11 protein-coding genes are annotated in these 18,739 nt (G+C 40.9%); 2 read left to right on the top strand and 9 right to left on the bottom strand.

The annotated features are described in order from the left end of the window. Nucleotides 1-35 precede the first annotated feature (35 nt). From lepB to metH, 3 genes are all read right to left on the bottom strand, one after another. Nucleotides 36-608, bottom strand: coding sequence for a signal peptidase I (gene lepB, locus AC504W_RS23580; protein WP_494874627.1), 573 nt, complete (start codon nucleotides 606-608; stop codon nucleotides 36-38). A gap of 307 nt (nucleotides 609-915) precedes the next feature. Next, the gene (locus AC504W_RS23585; RefSeq protein WP_494874628.1) at nucleotides 916-1,227 is read right to left on the bottom strand and encodes a hypothetical protein; all 312 of its coding nucleotides are present in this window, start codon (nucleotides 1,225-1,227) and stop codon (nucleotides 916-918) included. Between the two features lie 465 nt (nucleotides 1,228-1,692). After that, nucleotides 1,693-5,256, bottom strand: coding sequence for a methionine synthase (gene metH / locus AC504W_RS23590; RefSeq protein ID WP_494874629.1), 3,564 nt, complete (start codon nucleotides 5,254-5,256; stop codon nucleotides 1,693-1,695). Nucleotides 5,257-5,554: 298 nt separating this feature from the next. On the opposite strand from metH, the gene AC504W_RS23595 reads away from it, so the two are divergent. Further along, nucleotides 5,555-5,899, top strand: a complete 345-nt coding sequence (locus tag AC504W_RS23595; RefSeq protein WP_494879444.1) for a hypothetical protein — start codon at nucleotides 5,555-5,557, stop codon at nucleotides 5,897-5,899. A 268-nt stretch (nucleotides 5,900-6,167) separates the two neighbouring features. Here AC504W_RS23595 and trxA read toward each other — a convergent pair whose 3' ends face one another. The 4 genes from trxA to AC504W_RS23615 form a co-directional block, all read right to left on the bottom strand. Continuing rightward, nucleotides 6,168-6,500, bottom strand: a complete 333-nt coding sequence (gene trxA, locus AC504W_RS23600) for a thioredoxin (RefSeq protein WP_494874631.1) — start codon at nucleotides 6,498-6,500, stop codon at nucleotides 6,168-6,170. A gap of 198 nt (nucleotides 6,501-6,698) precedes the next feature. Beyond that, nucleotides 6,699-9,824: an MFS transporter gene (locus AC504W_RS23605; protein WP_494874632.1), complete on the bottom strand. Its 3,126-nt coding sequence runs from the start codon at nucleotides 9,822-9,824 to the stop codon at nucleotides 6,699-6,701. Between the two features lie 285 nt (nucleotides 9,825-10,109). After that, the gene (locus AC504W_RS23610) at nucleotides 10,110-11,660 is read right to left on the bottom strand and encodes a metallophosphoesterase family protein (protein WP_494874633.1); all 1,551 of its coding nucleotides are present in this window, start codon (nucleotides 11,658-11,660) and stop codon (nucleotides 10,110-10,112) included. Between the two features lie 6 nt (nucleotides 11,661-11,666). After that, nucleotides 11,667-12,665 (bottom strand): YegS/Rv2252/BmrU family lipid kinase, encoded by a 999-nt coding sequence (locus AC504W_RS23615; protein ID WP_494874634.1) that lies wholly within the window; start codon nucleotides 12,663-12,665, stop codon nucleotides 11,667-11,669. A gap of 508 nt (nucleotides 12,666-13,173) precedes the next feature. Between AC504W_RS23615 and AC504W_RS23620 the strand changes: the two genes are divergently transcribed. Further along, nucleotides 13,174-13,839 (top strand): phytochelatin synthase family protein, encoded by a 666-nt coding sequence (locus AC504W_RS23620; protein ID WP_494874636.1) that lies wholly within the window; start codon nucleotides 13,174-13,176, stop codon nucleotides 13,837-13,839. 103 nt (nucleotides 13,840-13,942) lie between these two features. Here the strand turns inward: AC504W_RS23620 and AC504W_RS23625 are convergent, their stop codons facing one another. Next, complete coding sequence (locus tag AC504W_RS23625; RefSeq protein WP_494874637.1) at nucleotides 13,943-17,467, bottom strand: WD40 domain-containing protein; 3,525 nt, start codon at nucleotides 17,465-17,467, stop codon at nucleotides 13,943-13,945. 642 nt (nucleotides 17,468-18,109) lie between these two features. Continuing rightward, nucleotides 18,110-18,535: a hypothetical protein gene (locus AC504W_RS23630; RefSeq protein WP_494874638.1), complete on the bottom strand. Its 426-nt coding sequence runs from the start codon at nucleotides 18,533-18,535 to the stop codon at nucleotides 18,110-18,112. Nucleotides 18,536-18,739 lie beyond the last annotated feature (204 nt).

An 18,739-nucleotide genomic window follows, 5' to 3' on the forward strand; every position in this document is an offset into this window, starting at 1 on the left:
CAAAGATTTAACTGACAACTGATAACTGTTCACTGTTAAATAAAGCCAATGCGATTAAGCGGCCAAAAGCGAAACACTGCGCGACCGATAATATTTTGTCTTGGGAGAAATCCCCAATAACGAGAGTCATTGCTATCGTTACGGTTGTCTCCCATCACAAACAATTCATCGGCTGGGACTTGTACGGCGGGGAATGGCTGATTTGGCGGTTCGGCGATGTAATCTTCTTGCAAAGGTTGATTGTTGAGATAAACTTTGCCATCAGCAACTTTGAGAATTTCTCCCGGTGTACCAATTACCCGTTTAATAAAGGCTTGGTCTTTGGGATAACCCCGACGTTGCAATTCTGCGGGGGCTTGAAAAACTACAATATCCCCAGTGGCGGGAGCTTGAAAATGGTAAGAAAGTTTTTCTACCACTAAGCGATCGCCTTCATATAAAGTTGGCACCATAGAATCAGAAGGTATATAGCGAGGTTCCGCCACAAAAGTTCTGATAAACACTGCCAATAATAAAGCGATCGCTACTAAAGTTAAATTTTCTCGCCAACTACGCCATATTTTTGATGACGCACTAGCTTCTTTTGCATCAGTTTCCTGGGGAATCATAGAAATTTTTAGCCAATACGAAAAGTGGGATAAATACCTTGAGTTTTGTGATCCCAAGGTATGTTTACAAGTAAACTAGGTTTTGTTACGACCCATATAAATATTAATATGACGTTTTCAAGTATATTTGTAATCTTGTGTATGGTAACACCTGATATTTCTCAGTAATCTCATCATGATTTTTGTATTACCTGCCAAATTGACAGGAATACCAATCATAGTTTCATCATCTACAACAGTCGTAGTTCGTGGATTTATACTCAGCACTTTCTGATACTCAATCAAATTGCATGATTGCGTCAAAAAACTATTTCCACGGTGAAGAAGGTAGTTGGTCAATAGACTGCACAGCACAGCCTTCCAAAAAGATGGGAACTCGTCCACAATTTGGACATTTCATCACATCATCTTGCTGAGTATCAGGTTTATTTTTTGGTTTAGGTTTAGAATTTTGTGGTGTGAGAAAAACCACATCAATAGATAATGGAGTCAAGCAGTGACGACACTCACAAATTAATAGCTGTCCCGCATCACTCGTTTGATAGACCTTTAGGTGTTGAGTAGGATAAAATTTTTCTGGTTCTTCCGGGAATGATTTTTCTTCAAACTTTTCAGACATTGTTTTGACCATGTTTCCTTACAGAGCATTCAGTTGAATTTTGAGGTACTGTTAGTGCAGCATAAACATTCAAGAGACACTGCTGTGACTTATTTTTAGAATGCAACTAGTACACACTTTTAACACGCCACACTAAATACTACAAGACCAAATACGACCTATCAGAAAAAGGGGTGTAAGGGAAATAGGGGGTGAGGGTGTCTGACAGGTGTAGGTTTTTACGTTCTACCCGAAAAACATTGATTTTGGGTGTAAGGGTATAGGGGTGTATGTATCTAAAACCCCTATACCCCTAGTACAAGTCGGCGTAAATAAACAGACTATCTGGAATTGCTCAAAGGCTTGTGGTATCGCTATTCTTTCTTTTTCCTTTTGACTCTTGCGAGTTCGCCAGTTGCTTTATGCCGGGGAACCCGTCCACCGCACTGGCTCACTTTTTACTTTTGCCTTGTTGTACTAGCTAAATCATGCGCTGAAGTACTTCGCTACTGGGTGGTAAGCAATAATCGCCGTTGTAGACTGTTCGGGATAAAGCTGTTCACTTTCATCCATATACAGGTTAATTCTGCCAGTCTCCAACAAATCCAACTGCTTGTACTGGTCTTGGATATTGGGGCAAGCTGGATAACCAAAACTATAGCGTGAGCCGCGATAGCGCTGTGCTAAAACATCCCGAATATTATCAGGTTCCTCTGAGATAAAACCTAACTCACTACGAATTCTGGCGTGTGTCCACTCAGCTAATGCTTCTGCTACTTGCACCGCCAAGCCGTGGAAGTAGAGATAATCTGTATATTGATTATCTGCAAACAGCTTTTGAGCAAATTCTGTCGCAATTTCTCCCACAGTTACCGCCTGCATCGGGAAGACATCAATTATTCCTGACTCCTTCGGTGCAAAGAAATCTGCAATGCACAGCCTTCTTAAAGATTTCTGTCTGGGAAATTCAAAGCTTGTTTTTACCTGTGCATCTGAGTGGTTTGTTTCATAAACATACAATGTATTCCCCTCAGCCTGACAAGGAAAATAACCGTAAATTACTTGAGGATGTAACAAATTTTCCTCAATAATTCGCTGTTTCCAAGTTTCTAAAATTGGGTAAACTTTCTCATTCAAAAAAGCCTGATACTCTTCTTTGGATTGTTCTTTGGGTTTACGGTATTGCCATTGACCAGCAACCAAAGCTTGTAAATCCAAATATCCGAATAATTCTTCTAAAGGAATATCAGCAGGTTGTAATAACTTGGTTCCCCAAAATGGCGGCGTGGGACGTTCAATATCTACGGCTACGGCTTCAGAACGGCGTGTGTCTACTTCAGTTCTGAGTGCTGTTAGCGGTAGCGGGGCGTTTAGCCCGTGCTGAGTGCTGAGAGTTGAGTCTTCAATGATGGCTGTTGATTTTCCGTTAGTAGTTTCTGGTTCATCAATGACTTCATCCAAAAATCCTTGCAAGTCATGCCAATTATTTGCAGCTTTAGCTGGCATTAATTTATCCATGAAATGCAAGTCAGAAAAAGCATCTTTGCCATAAATGACTTTACCTTTATAGGCTTTTTGGCAATCATCATGAACAAATTTAGGCGTTAACGCTGCACCACCTAAAATTACCGGGACAGTAATTCCCTTTTCGTTGAATACTTCTAAGTTTTCTTTCATGAAGGCGGTTGACTTCACTAGCAAACCACTCATAGCAATACAATCAGCTTTGTGTTGATTGTAAGACTCGATGATGTTTTCTACTGGCTGCTTAATTCCTAGGTTAATTACCTTGTAGCCGTTATTAGATAAGATAATATCGACTAAGTTTTTGCCAATGTCGTGAACATCACCTTTAACTGTGGCAATAATTACCGTCCCTTTAGCGTTATTACCCGCCTCAGATTTTTCCATGAACGGTTCTAAGTAAGCTACCGCTGTTTTCATGGTTTCCGCCGACTGCAAAACAAAAGGTAGCTGCATTTGTCCTGAACCGAATAATTCACCGACTACTTTCATGCCATCTAGCAAGAAAGTGTTGATAATATCCAGGGGTTTGTATGCTTCTAAGGCTTTTGTCAGATGCTTTTCTAAACCGATGCGTTCGCCGTCAATGATGTGGCGTTTGAGAATCTCCTCAATGGGGAGATTTTCGTCAACGCCTTTGTCACGTTTGGCGCTAACTCCAGCAAAGATTGTGGTAAGCTCTCCTAGAGGATCGTAAACGCAGACATCACCCGCAAATTTCCGTTCATCATAAATTAGCTGGCGACAAACTTCTTGATGACGGGTGTCTATTTTAGACAGTGGTAGGATTTTGCTGGCGCTGACAATTGCGGCATCCATTCCCGCCGCGATCGCTTCGTGGAGAAACACTGAGTTGAGGACAATACGGGATGCGGGGGAAAGTCCGAAGGAAATATTTGAGACACCCAAAATTACATGACATCCGGGTAATTCTTGGCGAATGCGGCGAATGGCTGCAATGGTGGCTTTGCCATTTTCTCGGTCTTCTTCAATCCCCGTAGAAATTGGTAGGGCTAAGGTATCAAAGAATATTTCTGTGGGAGGAATGCCGTATTCTACAGCTTGACGATAAGCCCGCCCGGCGATCGCAAATTTTCTTTCGGCTGTCCGCGCCATGCCTTCTTCATCGATAGTACCAATGACGACACCCGCACCATACTGTTTCGCTAACTCCAGCACTTTCAAAAAGCGCGGTTCGCCATCTTCGTAGTTAGTGGAATTCAGTAAACACTTACCACCAGCAACCTTTAACCCCGCCTCCATTTTTTCCCATTCGGTGGAGTCAAGCATCAAGGGCAATGTAACATTATTCACAATGCGCGAAACGAGTTCGTGCATATCCCGCACACCGTCACGCCCGACGTAATCGACGTTGACATCGAGGATGTGTGCGCCTTCTTTGACTTGCGCCCTCGCCATTGACACTAGTCCGTCCCAGTCTTCGGCGTTGAGTAAATCGCGGCACTTTTTAGAACCACTGGCGTTGAGACGTTCTCCGACAATTAAGAAAGAATTGTCTTGAGTGTAAGGTTGAGTAGTATATATTGATGCCGCAGCAGGTTCTAGGCTGGGCTGTCTGACCTTTGGTTTCAAGTCTTTGGCGATTTCTGCCAATTGTTGAATGTGTTCTGGACGTGTCCCACAGCAACCCCCGATCACTTGGACACCCAAATCTTCAACAAAGTGCATCAAAGACATCCGTAATTCTAGCGGTGTCAAGCGGTAGTGTGCTTGTCCGCCAACGTTCTCCGGTAAACCCGCGTTAGGAATACAAGAAACCACAAACGGCGAATGTTCTGCCAAATACTTGATGTGTGGTTTCATCAAGTCTGGCCCTGTGGCACAGTTTAAACCGAGAATATCAATGTTGTAAGGTTCCAAAATTGTGACGACAGCACTGATTTCTGTACCTACCAGCATTGTCCCCATACTTTCCATTGTCACAGAAACCATCACAGGTAGACGTTGCCCTTTTTTATCAAAAGCTGCTTCTATCCCATTCAGTGCGGCTTTGATTTGCAGCACATCTTGGCAAGTCTCAACCAGTAATAAATCTACACCACCGTCAATCAGGGCTTCTGCTTGTTCCGCAAAAGACGCTTTCATCGTGTCAAAGTCAATATGTCCCAAGGTAGGGAGTTTGGTTGTTGGGCCGATAGAACCTGCAACAAAGCGGGGTTTTTCTGGTGTGGAAAATTCAGCGGCGACGCTTTTGGCAAGTTCAGCGGCTTTTTTGCTGAGGTAATAGGCTTGGTCTGCTAAGTCATATTCTGCCAATACAATTGAGGTACTGCCAAAACTGTCGGTTTCAATGACATCAGCACCAGCCGCAAGAAAGTCACGATGCACTTTAGCAACGGCTTCGGGTTTTGTATGGACTAGATATTCGTTACAACCTTCGTATTGTGCGCCACCGAAGTCTTCAGCGGTGAGGTTTTGGGTTTGTAAGTTAGTACCCATCGCTCCGTCGAAGACAAGCACCGGGCTATCAGGACTACGCAGGCGTTCAAGGAAAGGATGAGTCATATTTTCCCAGAAGAAATGAGGAAAGCAAGTGAGTATTGTGATACTCGACTTAATCTATTATTTTCCATAATTGTGGGGGAGAATGGGCGATCGCTTATAATCTTGATTTACGTACAAAAGGTGCAGAGCATCGGCTGAACAACAAAATTAAGGATATTGTTATTTAGTATTTCTCCACGGTTGTTAGCAAAACGCTATAAACGTTATTTTGATTAGAGTTTTAAAATTAAAATGGCTGTAGCTATTGTATAGACAGCAGTTGTATGATTTTTCACGCATCTTGTAAGGATTACAGATAATGTCAGTTATAAAAAGACCCATCAAACCAGCCACTTATATATCTTTTCTCTACATCTATGAAACTACTTGGGGAAAGGCTGGTGATATCTGTTTAATCCGGGAATCTGTAGCGAATGCAAGTACAACGAAGTTTATCGGCCATAAAATTCGGCTTGTAGTCCCAAAACGCCTAGAACGCGATCGCGTGGCGAATTTTCCGGTAGTTAAAGTTGCAGGTAATGTCGGTGATGGACACCCAAAAGATCACCCTTATGAATGGGAGGCTTATGAAGGGGTAGATCTGGAAATTGCGATCGCCGCTTTAAAACCTTGGGGTTTCAAGTTAATTGAGAATCCAGAATAAAACCAATCGCAGCCACAGGTGGGATGTTATACCGTTTCACTTTAAGTTTGAGACAAATAGACCGCAGGGGGCAGGGAGCAGGGAGCAGGGGGAAAGAATGAAAAACCCATAGATTTGTCTCATTTTTTTCGTGAAATGGTGTTAGGACTTAACACATAAAAACGACAAATCAAACGTTTTTGCGAGTGTATCAGGGTGTAAGGGTGTTAGATCCCTACACCCTGTCTTCACAGACAATCTTTGTGCGTATGTAGTCTTTGAACGCTGATTAAAGAAGCTTTTCCACCGCGCCGCTGAACTGTTCGTAAGGTGAAACCCCAACAATTTTTTCGACTAAATCACCATCTTTGAAGATTAAAACGGCGGGAATGCTACGGAGACCATATTGTTTGAATAGTGGTTTGTTGTTATCTACGTCTACTTTAACGACCTTGGCGCGTCCTTGATATTCCTCTGCAAGTTGTTCCATCAACGGACTGATGAGGCGACATGGGCCGCACCAAGTAGCAGTAAAATCAACAACTAGAATTTTTTCTTGAGTTAAAAGCGTATTAAATTCACTTTCTTGAATGTCAGCAACTATATGCGCTTCGGTAGACATTTTTAAATTCCTCAATCTCAAACTAAAATTCAATAACTAAGTAACTATACAGAGTATATAGTAAAATTTTTACTTTATTTTTCCGACTCATCAGTAATAGCGGTAATTGAAAAAGCCATTACCCGACGTAATTTTGGTAACGGTTGGGTAATGGCTATCAGCTTGTGGTGACAAGCATTAATTGAGAGTTAATGGAAACTAACCAATAGCAGAGATAGTTACACCTGTTACAGCGATCGCACCTGCAATTGCACTGGCGACAAGAGAGGTGAGTGCTGTCCCAAATAGCCACCAAGCAGCGTTAGCAACGGTTTTTTTCGTTTCTTCGGCTTGTTTTTTCGCTTGGTGTTTAATGCTGTGTAAGCGTTCCTTGGTGATTTGCTGAATGCGTTCTGCGCGTTGCAGAACACTGTCGCGTGCGGCTTCGATTTGGTTGATAATTCTGTTAGCGTCTTCCTGAGAAATATCTTCCCGTGAACTAATTAGCGCTACTAAAGTATCACGGTCAAAATGACTCAAGCGATCGCGCAAGGCTTCAAATCCGGCTTGGGGGTCATCAAACAATTTAGCAAAATCATGTTTGATGTCTTCATAATTAAGTTCAGGACGATTTAGGGAGTTAAGGTAATTGCGAATTCTCCCTGTTACCTGATCGGTGGCTGATTTAATTCCTTGCTGAATCTGCTGGAATTGTTTGACTATTGAATCACGTGCCGATACTATCTGATCGGCGATGCGGTTAACTTCTTCTTCGGAAATATCCTCGCGTTGGGATAATAACGCCACAATTGTGGAACGGTCAACTTGCGACAAGCGATCGCTCAAATTACCAATTCCGGCGCGGGGGTCTCGCAACAGCAGTTGTAAATCACGCTTGATACTATCGGGGTTGAGTTCTTCTTTATTGGCGTTACGCAGGTAATCTTCTAGATTTGCTTCAAAATCGACAACTCGCTGAACCGTACGTTTTGCCAAGCGGCGCGGTGCTTTGATAATATCTTGAATTGCATCTTGCGCTTGGTCGATGATTTTTTGCATTTGTTCTTCGCTTAAATCACCACGTTGACTAACGAGTTTAACTAAAGTTTCCCGGTCAACTTGCGACAAGCGATCGCGGATTGCAGAAACTCCCTCTTTCGGGTCAACCAGCAATTTTTCTAAATCTTGGCGGATACCTTCAGGGTTGAGTTCTTCTAAGTTGGTGTTGCGGAGATATTCTGCAATTTTAGTTGTGGTTTGTGCGTACTGTTCTTTTGCTTTGTCGGCTACAGCTTGCGGCGTTTGCAAGATATTATCTCTGACTGCTTCTAGCTGATCAAGAACTTGATTAACTTCATCCTCATTTAAATCTTGACGCTGAGTCAGTAGTTTAACTAAAGTATCCCGATCAAACTGAGATAAACGCTTACCCAACAAGTTAAATCCGGCTTGGGGGTCTTGAAGTAACGTGCTGAACTCACGGCGAATACCTTCAGGATTGAGTTCTTCCTTATTAGTATTGCGGAGATAGTCTTCTACTTTTTGCCGTAGTTCTTCTGTTTTGCTTCTCCCTTGTTCTTCTAATTGATTTAAGACAGAACCCCGGATATTTTCTAGCTGATTTAAGAGATTATTTGCTTCCTCTTCACTGAAGTCTTGACGCTGCAATAAGACTTGTTGCAATACATTGCGGTCAAATCCCTGTAAGCGTTCATTTAAATCTTCAACATCAGTCTTCAATTCTGTGAGTAAATTAGTAAAATCTCGCTCAACAGCTTCATTATTCAGTTCTTCTTTACCAGTCGAACGCAAATAATTTTCAATACGGTTCCGCAAATCTTGACCTTTATCTTTCGCTTCCGCCTGTTGCAAAGTTTCTAAAACTTCTTGGCGAATTTCTTCCATCTGTTGAGCAATTTCTTTGACTCTGACTTCGCTAATATCACTACGGCGAATTAGCAAATTAGCAAACTCTTCTTGATTTAATCTTTCTAATTCTCGGCGCATAGTAGACGCATCTGCTTGCGGGTCATAGATGACATCGCGGAACTCATCTTTAATGGTGATGCGGTTAAAGTGCCAAGGTAAGGAATTTTGAATGTAAGATTCTACATCTTGACGATAATGAGAGTTTGATGATTTACCTATGTTCTTAGTATTTTTTTCGACAGTTTCTTGCAATTGGTGAGTAATATCCTCAAGGTCTAAATCTTGAACTTTATCTTTCAGCTTTTGTAGCTGATTGGTGATTTTGTTCACATCTATATTTGAGACATTAACTCTTTCTAAGACTACTGGTAAAGCTGCACTCAACCCAGACTGAATAGCTTGTTTCATTATGCCGTTACTGCCGTTACCATTACCACCGACAGTAACTAATTCTTGCAAGCGATCGCCTAATTTATCTGATTGCAATTCTTCGGGACTTGCTGATGTGAGTAAGTCAATTACTTGCTGTGCGGGATTGCGTCGATTTACAGTCTGCTTCCAAGCAGCTTCTAGTTGATCAGCAATTTTATTGATATCCGCTTGAGAAAAATCTGTGCGATCGCTAATTAAATTGACAAAGGTTTGACGATTGAAATTTTGTGTCAAATCACTATCAGGAATAGATTGCCAATCTATATCACTGAAAATTTTATCAAATTGACTACGAATATCCTTAAAATCTAGTTGCGGTTTTGGCAGATTACTCAAAGAACTTTGCAGCGTACTTTGAATACTTTCAACATCAAAACCAGATGTTAGTTCTTTTCTGACTGCGGCTGTAATATCTTGCGCTGTCGAAACCATCTGTTGTTTGGCTAAATTTGCCCCTAACGCGCTAGTTGCTGTTCCCATTAAAGCTTGGAGTCCACTATTAGCAGTATTTGCAACTGTACCGATTAATGAACCGACTGTTGATGAACCAAACCAAACTACGATTGAAAAATAAGCAGACCAGATAACTACACCAATAATTGCGCCTAAAAATGCGCTATCAATTAAGCTGAGTTTGACTGCTAAAAAACAAGCAATAAATAATGCAATGGTAGCGCTAATTAATGCCCAAAGCCCAACTTTATTTTCTATGTTGCGAATTGTACTTCCTAAGCTTTCGCCATCATCACTAGCAGATGAATCATCTCCTGTAGCAGAAATTCTGAAAGCGACTGCAAAGTTAGTTAGTAATAGTTGAAAGGCAAATGCCATTAAGACACCAGCCACCAATGAAACTAGAAATTTAGGCCCAGAAAAAACAAGTGATGCTTGTTCTGGAGTTAATATTTCTTGCACTTGGGTTATGGCTGCTAATCCACCATTCAGCCAATATAAACCTAAAGAATTTTCAACAATTTGAAGCATAGTATTTTCTCATTCATGCTCATTTAATTCCAGTTACTTTCTACGCTAATTACCAAATTCTTTAGCTAACACTTTCTTAGGGGGTAAAGTATGTTTCCGAAAGTCGTAGTTTAAAGGAATTTTTTAAACGAACCGCAAAGGACGCAAAGAACACAAAGAAAGAGAGAAAGTCACTGAATGAATTAAATGTAAAACTCTTTATCCTCTCCGCGCCTCTGCGCCTCTGCGTGAGACATTTATCCAACGCCGCAAGTTTTTATCTCAGTCTATCTGCGGTTATGAATCTCAAATCACAAAAGGCTCTATTTGATGATTATGCCATTCTCGCTGATACCATTCGGCAACTAAAGGCCGGACAATGAATCGAGGATGTTTTTCGCCTGTGACATCAATTCGCAAACATGAGTAAGGACGACGTTTGGTCGAACCGTGACCGTTGCGACCTACAAATAAATGCGATCGCGCAATTAATTTATTTCCCTCAACCAAATCAGCGCCTTCGGTTCGTTGTCGGCGCAAACTAAACCCACTTCCACCGCACACAATCCAGTTCATCGAAGAATCTGCGTGTCCAGTGTGATATGTTTGCAGATATTCTAAGCAATGAGCATGGCCGTTTAAGACTAAATCCACTACAGGACGATTTTGAGTTAAATCACCCACTGTTTCTGCTACTGCATTAAATACTTCACGCAAGCGAGTCCGAATTGCTAGTGTCTGTCCTTGTTCCCATTTGGTTGCTTCGGTAACATAGGGAGGATGATGGAAATAAACGACGCGTCCGCGCACTTGGGAGTTATGCCAAGATGCAATTAATTTGTTTTTTAGCCATTCCAACTGTTCTACATCGGTGTCGGCTGTTTGTTGCGGTGCTAATTGTTTGTCAATATCAACAATTAGTTCTTCAATTTGCGACAACTTGACGTACAAATCATCTAAATATTCGGCTTCGTTGGGGTTATCAGGATTTAACTCGCTGGATTTGTCTAGGATTTGCTGTTTTTCCTGTTCAAAGTCTTGGCGGCGTTGTTCTAAAATGATGCGTTCTGCGTCGCCTGCGGCGGTTTCTGGTATTGGTGGCGGATTGTTGAATGTATTGGAATCTAAAGCAAAGAAGTCAATGCCACCATAACAAAAAGTGTAATAACGATTGGGCAATCGTGTAAAATGTCCGGGTTGGTAAGTTAAACAACGACCTGTTGCTGTTTTGGCTGTGTAATGTGTGTCTAAATGTCGGTCTAACTCGCCAGGAAACTTAAATGCGTTGAGGTAATCGAGAAATGCTTTAGCATACGCATCGCCTGTTGCTGAACCATGTAAACCAACATCCATATCGAGGCGCGATCGCAATAAGCGGCGAATTGGTAATGTTGTAAGTGATAGCAAGTTAAAGACTATCGGCAAATTATAGTAATCATGATTTCCCGGTACAGGGAGAATTGGTACACGGAAAGTCATATTGTCGTAAGCAATCTTTTTGGGATGCTCTCCACCTACAAGATATTCTTTGTAAGGTTGAATGAAGTTTTGCTGATAATACTCACTCGACCCAACTAAATAGATGACATCACCTGTATGTAGCATAAAACGGCAGTCATCTAGATGAGGTAACGCCAGTTCTGCTACTCGCCTTTGAGGATTTTGTCCGCCATGTCGACCAGAACCGCTATCTCCTACTACCAAAAATGAAAATTCAGGAGTATCAGCTTGACCATCTTTTAGTACAAGCTGAGTTTGGTCAATACCCCGCTGTTTAATTAACGGATCTTGCCAGCATACACGCTGGTTCATTTTCTGAATTTTTTTGGCGATCGCTGGATCAGAAACAAGCTTCAAAACATTTTACTCCTTTAACTCTACTGTTTCTGCTTCTCCTTCTGGGGGATTTTTAAACTCAATTACTAAATTTGGCAGTCCTTCGAGTTTTTCCGCGAGTTCCACTTCTTCGACTGTCGGCACAAAAACCTTTAAGCCGGCGGGAACGCATTTAACTTCTATCGGCGTTGTTCCTACTAGTTCGCCATCTACGACAACTTTTTGTACTGGGTCAGTGGTGATTTTAAAATGGTTGGCGCGGAGATAACCAATATCATCACGTTCGGCGGCATTTCCTGCTGAAGCACTTTGAAATAAATGATATGTTGCCGCGATCGCTCCTGCTTTATTTACAGGAGCAACAATTGTTAAATCTAGCAATCCATCATTATAAATAATTCCTGCTGGCCCTTGTGCCAAAACTGATGTTGGTGGTGCAGCATTGGCTACGGTGACGGCGGCGGCTGTGGTTTTAATGATTTTTTCGTCTGTCTCAATTTCGACATCAAAACTTTGTAATTCTCGTAGCTGTTGAATGCCAGCTAAGATATAAGCAATAATCCCAAAGCGGTTTTTGGCTTCGCGGTTAGCTTTTTCGACCGTTTCCGCTTCAAAGCCAATACCTGCTAATAAAATTAATGGGCGATCATTGCAATAAGCTACATCGATATCACGAGTTACCCCTTGTAAAATTGTTTGACAAGCCGCCTCAATTGTGTCAGGAATTCCCAAAGCTGTGGCGAAAGCATTGGCTGTCCCCCGCGAAATAATGCCGAAAGAGATATTAGTATTAATTACAGCCGTTGCTGCTGCTGAGAGTGTTCCATCACCCCCAGAGGCGATAATCTCATCAACTCCTCGCTGAACTGCGGCTTTAGCCAGTTCATCAGCATCGACTTCTTCTGTTGTGAAATGAATATCTAAGTCAATAGTTGGTTCTAATAACGCGCGAATCTCTAACAGTTCTTGTTCTGGGTTGCCTTGACCCGCAACTGGATTAAAGATGAGGCAGGCGGAACGATTCATAGTAGGTAAAACATAAATCAGCGATCGCTAACATACCAAACTATTCGTATCATTTCTAGAAAATCTTAGCTTCTCTCTGGCGACAGGTTTGTGAGTAAGTCTTAATGTCAATACAGTTGATATCAGCCTGTATAGTTCTGTTCTTTGTCTCAAGCCATACATTCGTAATGTGCGGCGATATATTCATAATGTGAGCCAATACATTCACAATGTGCGGCGACACATTCGCAATGTGCGACGACACATTCGTAATTTGCGGCGACACATTCATAATGTAAGGCAATACATTCACAATGTGAGCCAATGAATGTCTTCACAGAGGAATTGACTTGATGTATAAGTCTTTTATTATACAAAATAAATACTCAATTTTCCTTAAATGTCTTAACTGTCCCCATTTATTTGCTTAAATGTCTTAACTGTCCTTGTCTATTCGCCAAAATCCTCAGAAAATTTATCAGCATAAAAAACCTGGCAAATTCAGGGATAGTTAATAAAGTACAAATAAATGGATATTGATAACATCGGTCAAATTTCTAAACGCGATTTAGAAATCATTCAACTACATCAGTTTCAACAACCTATTTACTGTTGTAATGTTACTGCAATCGCCTATGCTTTTACAGCATTAGGATATCTGACAACTGTTGATGAAATTTTCTATGTTACCCAACTGCCAATTGCATCTGTTTTAGATGATGGCATGACTTTAGCAGAAACTTATGATACCTGTAAAATTTACATAGAAAGAAAGGGGTTACCTCTGTCTATTCAGATGGATCATTTTGATAAACCGAGTATTACCCTCGAAGCATTTACCCGCGAAGTAGAAGCTGCGGTTTGCAATGAAAATGATGTCCACATTCTTAACTTTAATACTCGGATTGCTCACGAAAATCCTAGTTTAGAAGGTGGTCATTTCTCTTTGTTAGCAGATTATGACCCAAAAACTCAAGAAGTCACCATTGCAGATACAAATCCCAAGCGATATACAAGGTTTTGGAAATGTCCAATTCAACGGATGTATGCTGCTTGTGTAGATAAAGATTCCTCTTCTAATCGTTCCCGTGGGATGATTGTACTCCGCAGATTAGAAAAAGTGAATCTTGCAGGTAACGGTGTAGCTCATCCAGCGGAACTTGCTTTAAACGCTCTCCATGCAGAAAACAGTTAAGCGTTGATGCAGTTATCTAGAAATTTTCAATAAAGGCTCATCATAGCTCCTTCAAGCAAGTAAATGAAGGAGCTTTTTTTAGTTTTTCAGTACTGAATATTTTCTATTGACACAAAGAGCGATCGCTTTCTTCTAATGTTGTGTTAGTTTTCAAATAATCTTGTACAAGAGAACAACCATAATTAAGTTGATTGAGATTGAGAATGCGTGACAAATTCCACAAAATTAGGTTGTTATCATCACCACCAGAAGCTAAAAAAGTTCCATCGCTGCTAATGGCAATTTTACGAATGGCTGCGGTATGTCCTCTAAGAGTCGTAATTTCTGTACCATCTAAATGCCAAAGTTTAATAGTTGCATCCACACTCCCAGAAGCCAGTATTTTGCCATCAGGACTAAATGCAACTCCCCAAATTGCCGCTGTGTGACCTTGGAAAGTTTGCAGTAATTTGCCGTCAATTGTCCATAATTTAACGGTATTATCTCCACTACCAGTTGCCACCATTTTACTGTCAGGACTAAATGCTGCTCTCCAGACTGTTGCGGTGTGTCCTACCAAAGTTGTGAGTAATTTACCATCAACTGTCCACAATTTTGCTGTGTTATCACCGCTAACAGATGCAATCATTTTTCCATCAGGACTAAAGGTAACTTGCCAAACTTCAGCTTGATGTCCTGGCAGAATTTGCGGTTTAGGCTGATTGCGTTGCCATACTTGGACAATTTTATCAACATTTGACATAGCGATCGCTTGACCGTCAGGACTCAAGACAGCGGCTAAGAGTTTACCTAGAGGATCTTTGTAAGTAGCAACTAATTTCCCGTCTCGCTGCTGGAGTTTAATTTTATCGCCATAAGTGCGAAGGGCAATTAACTTACCACCACGACTAAAAGAAACTTCAAAAATTGCTCCCCCAGGTTCAGTAAAAGTTTTCAGCAATTTACCTTGACGACTCCAAAGTTTAGCCGTGTTTTCGTGACCAGTTGTCCCAACAATGGAACTATCAGAGGTAATATCTAATGACCAAATTCCCGCTTTATGGGCAACTATCAATTTTTGAAATGGGTTTTCACTTTGCCACAGTCGCACAACGTTTTCTGCACCCGCTGAGGCAATAAAGCTACCATCATGGCTAAAAGTTACGCCCCAAACTGAAGCAGTGTGTCCCCTAAGAGTGTTTAATTCTGTACCATCAATGTTCCACAGTTTAATTGTTTTGTCGAGACTGGCGGAAGCAATAGTTTGGCCATCAGGACTGAAAGCTACTCCCCAAATTCCCGCACTATGACCTTGCAAGGTTTTATCTAAGCGATAGCTGTTATTTTTGGGGTCGCGTCGCCAAAGTTTGACTGTTTTATCTTCACTGGCGGAAGCAATAATTTGACTATCAGGACTGAAAGCTATAGCAATTACCCAAGCGCTATGACCTTTGAGAGTCTGCACAAGCTTGGCGTTTTGCCAGTCTGAACCTTCTCGTCTCCAGAGTTGAATAACTCCATCGATGCTTGTGGCTGCCAAAATTTGATTATCTGGACTAAAAGCGACTCCCCAAAACCCTACTCTTTCACCAGCAAAAGTTTTGAGCAATGTGCCATCTCGTTGCCAAAGTTTGACAGTTCTGTCATAACTGGCAGAAGCAATAGTCTGGCCATCGGGACTAAAGGCGACTCCCCAAATTGAAGCATTATGACCTTTGAGTGTTTTTAATAACGTGCCTGCTTTTGTCCACAATTTGACAGTGCCATCTTCACTCGCTGAAGCTAACATCTGACCATCAGGACTAAATTTTACAGATCTGACTGTAGCTGTGTGACCTTGGAGAGTGGCGACTGCTGTACCATCACGTCGCCAGAGTTTGATTGTTTTATCTACACTGGCTGAGGCAATTAACGAACTGTCAGGACTGACATCAACGGCTAAAACAGCTGCTGTATGACCCCAAAAACGATTGTATTCGTCTGCGCCATAAACTGCTTGCCGTAATACAGCATCAACTTTTCGGGCTATTTTGGAGTTGGCTGGACTGAGTTTGCGGAGTTTTTGTTGAGCTTTGATTGCTTCCACAAGTGCATCCAAGCGGCGATTTGAGGCAAACATTCCTTCTGAAGAAGATATCAGCGCCCGCATTTCACTATTTTTGGCTTGAGTTTCACTTGTTTTGGCTTGGCGATACAATATAAAACTCCCTATACCCAAGCTACTAGAAACAAACAAACCAATACATACAGCAATTAATAAATATCTCTGCAATAAAGCCGTTTTTTTCTCTTGTGCCAGCCGCGTTTCAATTTCTTTCACTCGTGCGGCTTCTAAGGCAGTTTGCACTTCACGCCGTTCAAATTCTTGACTAGCAACGAAAAATTGATAATCCAAATTGCTCAAACTTTTGCCTTGCGCCCAATTTTGAGCATCTTTAAGTGCTTGTCCCCGCAACAACCGAGACTCATCTTGATAATTTGATAATACCCAAGCATTAAAGATTTGCGAGTAAGGACGGAGATTATCTAATTGTCTTGTCACCCATTTTTGATTGAAGACATAGCGATAAATTGGGTTTTTAATTTTGAGATAGCCTTCGTGTCTTGTGGCTAAACCCGATAGCAATAATTCTGTTTGTTCTCGGCTATCATTCAAGGTCACAGGTGTTTGAGTTTCTGCTTCCGCTTGTAACACTTGTTGATACAGCCCTAACAAGCGTCCAGCTTTTTGTTCATCAAATAACAGGCGATCGCGGATTGTGCGAAGATGTTCTGGTTCGTCTTTCGATTCCCAATGTTGAATAATCTGCTTTTTTACCAGTTGTTCTACCCAATAACCTTCTGTCCCTTGAGGTAAATCAATTTTGCCGTTGGGTGTTTCCCACGCAATTTGCACAACTAACTGACAGAGTTTTTGGGTTAAAAAAGGTTGTCCACTCGTCCATTCTAAAATCTTTTGTAAAACTATTTCTGATTGACTAACTACGCCTTCTAATCCTTTAACTAAGGGTGTAGCTTCATCTAATTGGAAACCTGCTAATTCAATCGCTTTACCAATATTAAAAGGTGTCCGGCGTTTGTCGGTAATTAAATCGCCGGGACTAGCTACGCCAAAAAGTGCAAATCCTAAGCGTTGATATTTGGCATCATACGCTCTTTGGTTATAACAATGACGAATCCAAGCAAAAAAGTCATTAACCGAAAAACTTAAACTTAATAAACTATCAATTTCATCAATAAAAATAAATATATTTTTATTTCCGTCAGGTGACAGTAATATTTCATCGACAAATTGATCTAGCTTTTTGATCGGAGCAAGGCCTATTTGGGTTTCCCACCAAGTTTTAAAATTGATTTTATCTGCTAAATTTAAATTATAAAAAAGACTGAGAATCAGACCCTTATACCATTGCTCAGATGTTGTATCTTCACTGCCTAAGCGAGTCACATCTAAGTAAACACAACTATTACCTTCTTCTGTGAGATGATAACTTGTGCGATGTAATAAAGATGATTTTCCCATTTGACGGGAATTTAAAACATAACAAAAATCTCCAGCCTTTAAACTAGAATAGAGTTGTTCATCTGCCTTACGAATAACATAGCTTGGATCATCACTAGGGAGACTACCACCAACTTGATATTTCATATTGAGTTACGCATCTTCCAAAGAAGACAGAAATTCTACTTTAGAATTATTTAATATTTATCAAGGCAATTAGTTAACTGCCATTATTTTACTAGAATTTTGCAATTTTTTAGGTAAAATAAAACTATTTTTAGCGTTTAAATTTTCTTCAATTTGCTTAAATATCTTAATTGTCTTAACTGTCTACTACTGTTTAAATTTATTTTATTAAATGTCTTAACTGTCCTGATAAGCTATTTATAAAATAAACATTAGTTAGGGTTTACGTTGTCGTGGACGGGCAATTTAACCTTAAGTTTCTTGATGTTCTGCTGCTAACAACAAGACCAAGTTTATATATTTTAATAAATTAGTATTTTAACTAGATTTTTATAGCAAAGTGCTGACTAATGAATTAGCAATAGTAGTTGGCAAAATGATGGCGAAGGATAGATTGCTCAAAAGGCTATATAATAACTGTTTTGCCATCCAAAATTGTATAGTCTTGTTGAAAAATCAGAAACAATCTAACAAACAAAGTAGGGGCGCAAACCTCTGCACCCCTACAAATGATCTATCTTATTATCAAACTGTTTTCGTTGACATAATCCACAATAGATAATTCGTGTTTAGGGATAAAGATTACGAATTATCCATCATAAATTATCTTCTTCTTTTGGCAGGTCGGCGATCTAAAATATGCACAGCCGCACCAGCAGCCGCACCATTAAGACCATTTTTCAAGGTGTTTCTACAGCCGCCAGTAATTGCACCTGCGACTACACCAGCACCAGCGCCTACGCCAGCATCTCGGAGAATATTACGTCCGTTAACTCTTCTGTCGCTTCTGGTTCTTAAACCGTTAGCACCATTAACAGCCGCACCAGCCGCCGCACCGGTAGCCGCATTATTTAAGAAAGAACCGCAACCTGTTAATGCTCCTGTTAACGCACTAGCACCAGCGCCAATTGCCGCATTATTCAGAACTCGGTCATCAGCAGCCGCAGGTTGAGCCGGAATTAAGTTGATGCTGGTTAAACTAGCAGCCATCAAACCAGGTAGAAATACACGTTTTAGGATGTGTTGCATGGGTAGTACCCTCTCAAAAATCAAACGATTGGTGAACAATTAAATATTAAGTGCGATCGCTAACACTTGTTTATTCTAGACAACAGCAACATTATCGTCGATCAGCATATTTTGATAATTACATACATACAAAACTCATTACATCTACTAAAAGTTAGTAATTTTAACGTGTGTTGAGAATTTACGGCAGTGAATTGGTAGACA

The organism is Nostoc sp. C96 (assembly GCF_059384975.1).

Excerpts from the sequence above, each read along its gene's own strand:
- lepB (WP_494874627.1), bottom strand. The coding sequence starts at position 608 with ATGATTCCCCAGGAAACTGATGCAAAAGAAGCTAGTGCGTCATCAAAA.
- AC504W_RS23585 (WP_494874628.1), bottom strand. The coding sequence starts at position 1,227 with ATGTCTGAAAAGTTTGAAGAAAAATCATTCCCGGAAGAACCAGAAAAA.
- metH (WP_494874629.1), bottom strand. The coding sequence starts at position 5,256 with ATGACTCATCCTTTCCTTGAACGCCTGCGTAGTCCTGATAGCCCGGTG.
- AC504W_RS23595 (WP_494879444.1), top strand. The coding sequence starts at position 5,555 with ATGTCAGTTATAAAAAGACCCATCAAACCAGCCACTTATATATCTTTT.
- trxA (WP_494874631.1), bottom strand. The coding sequence starts at position 6,500 with ATGTCTACCGAAGCGCATATAGTTGCTGACATTCAAGAAAGTGAATTT.
- AC504W_RS23605 (WP_494874632.1), bottom strand. The coding sequence starts at position 9,824 with ATGCTTCAAATTGTTGAAAATTCTTTAGGTTTATATTGGCTGAATGGT.
- AC504W_RS23615 (WP_494874634.1), bottom strand. The coding sequence starts at position 12,665 with ATGAATCGTTCCGCCTGCCTCATCTTTAATCCAGTTGCGGGTCAAGGC.
- AC504W_RS23620 (WP_494874636.1), top strand. The coding sequence starts at position 13,174 with ATGGATATTGATAACATCGGTCAAATTTCTAAACGCGATTTAGAAATC.
- AC504W_RS23625 (WP_494874637.1), bottom strand. The coding sequence starts at position 17,467 with ATGAAATATCAAGTTGGTGGTAGTCTCCCTAGTGATGATCCAAGCTAT.
- AC504W_RS23630 (WP_494874638.1), bottom strand. The coding sequence starts at position 18,535 with ATGCAACACATCCTAAAACGTGTATTTCTACCTGGTTTGATGGCTGCT.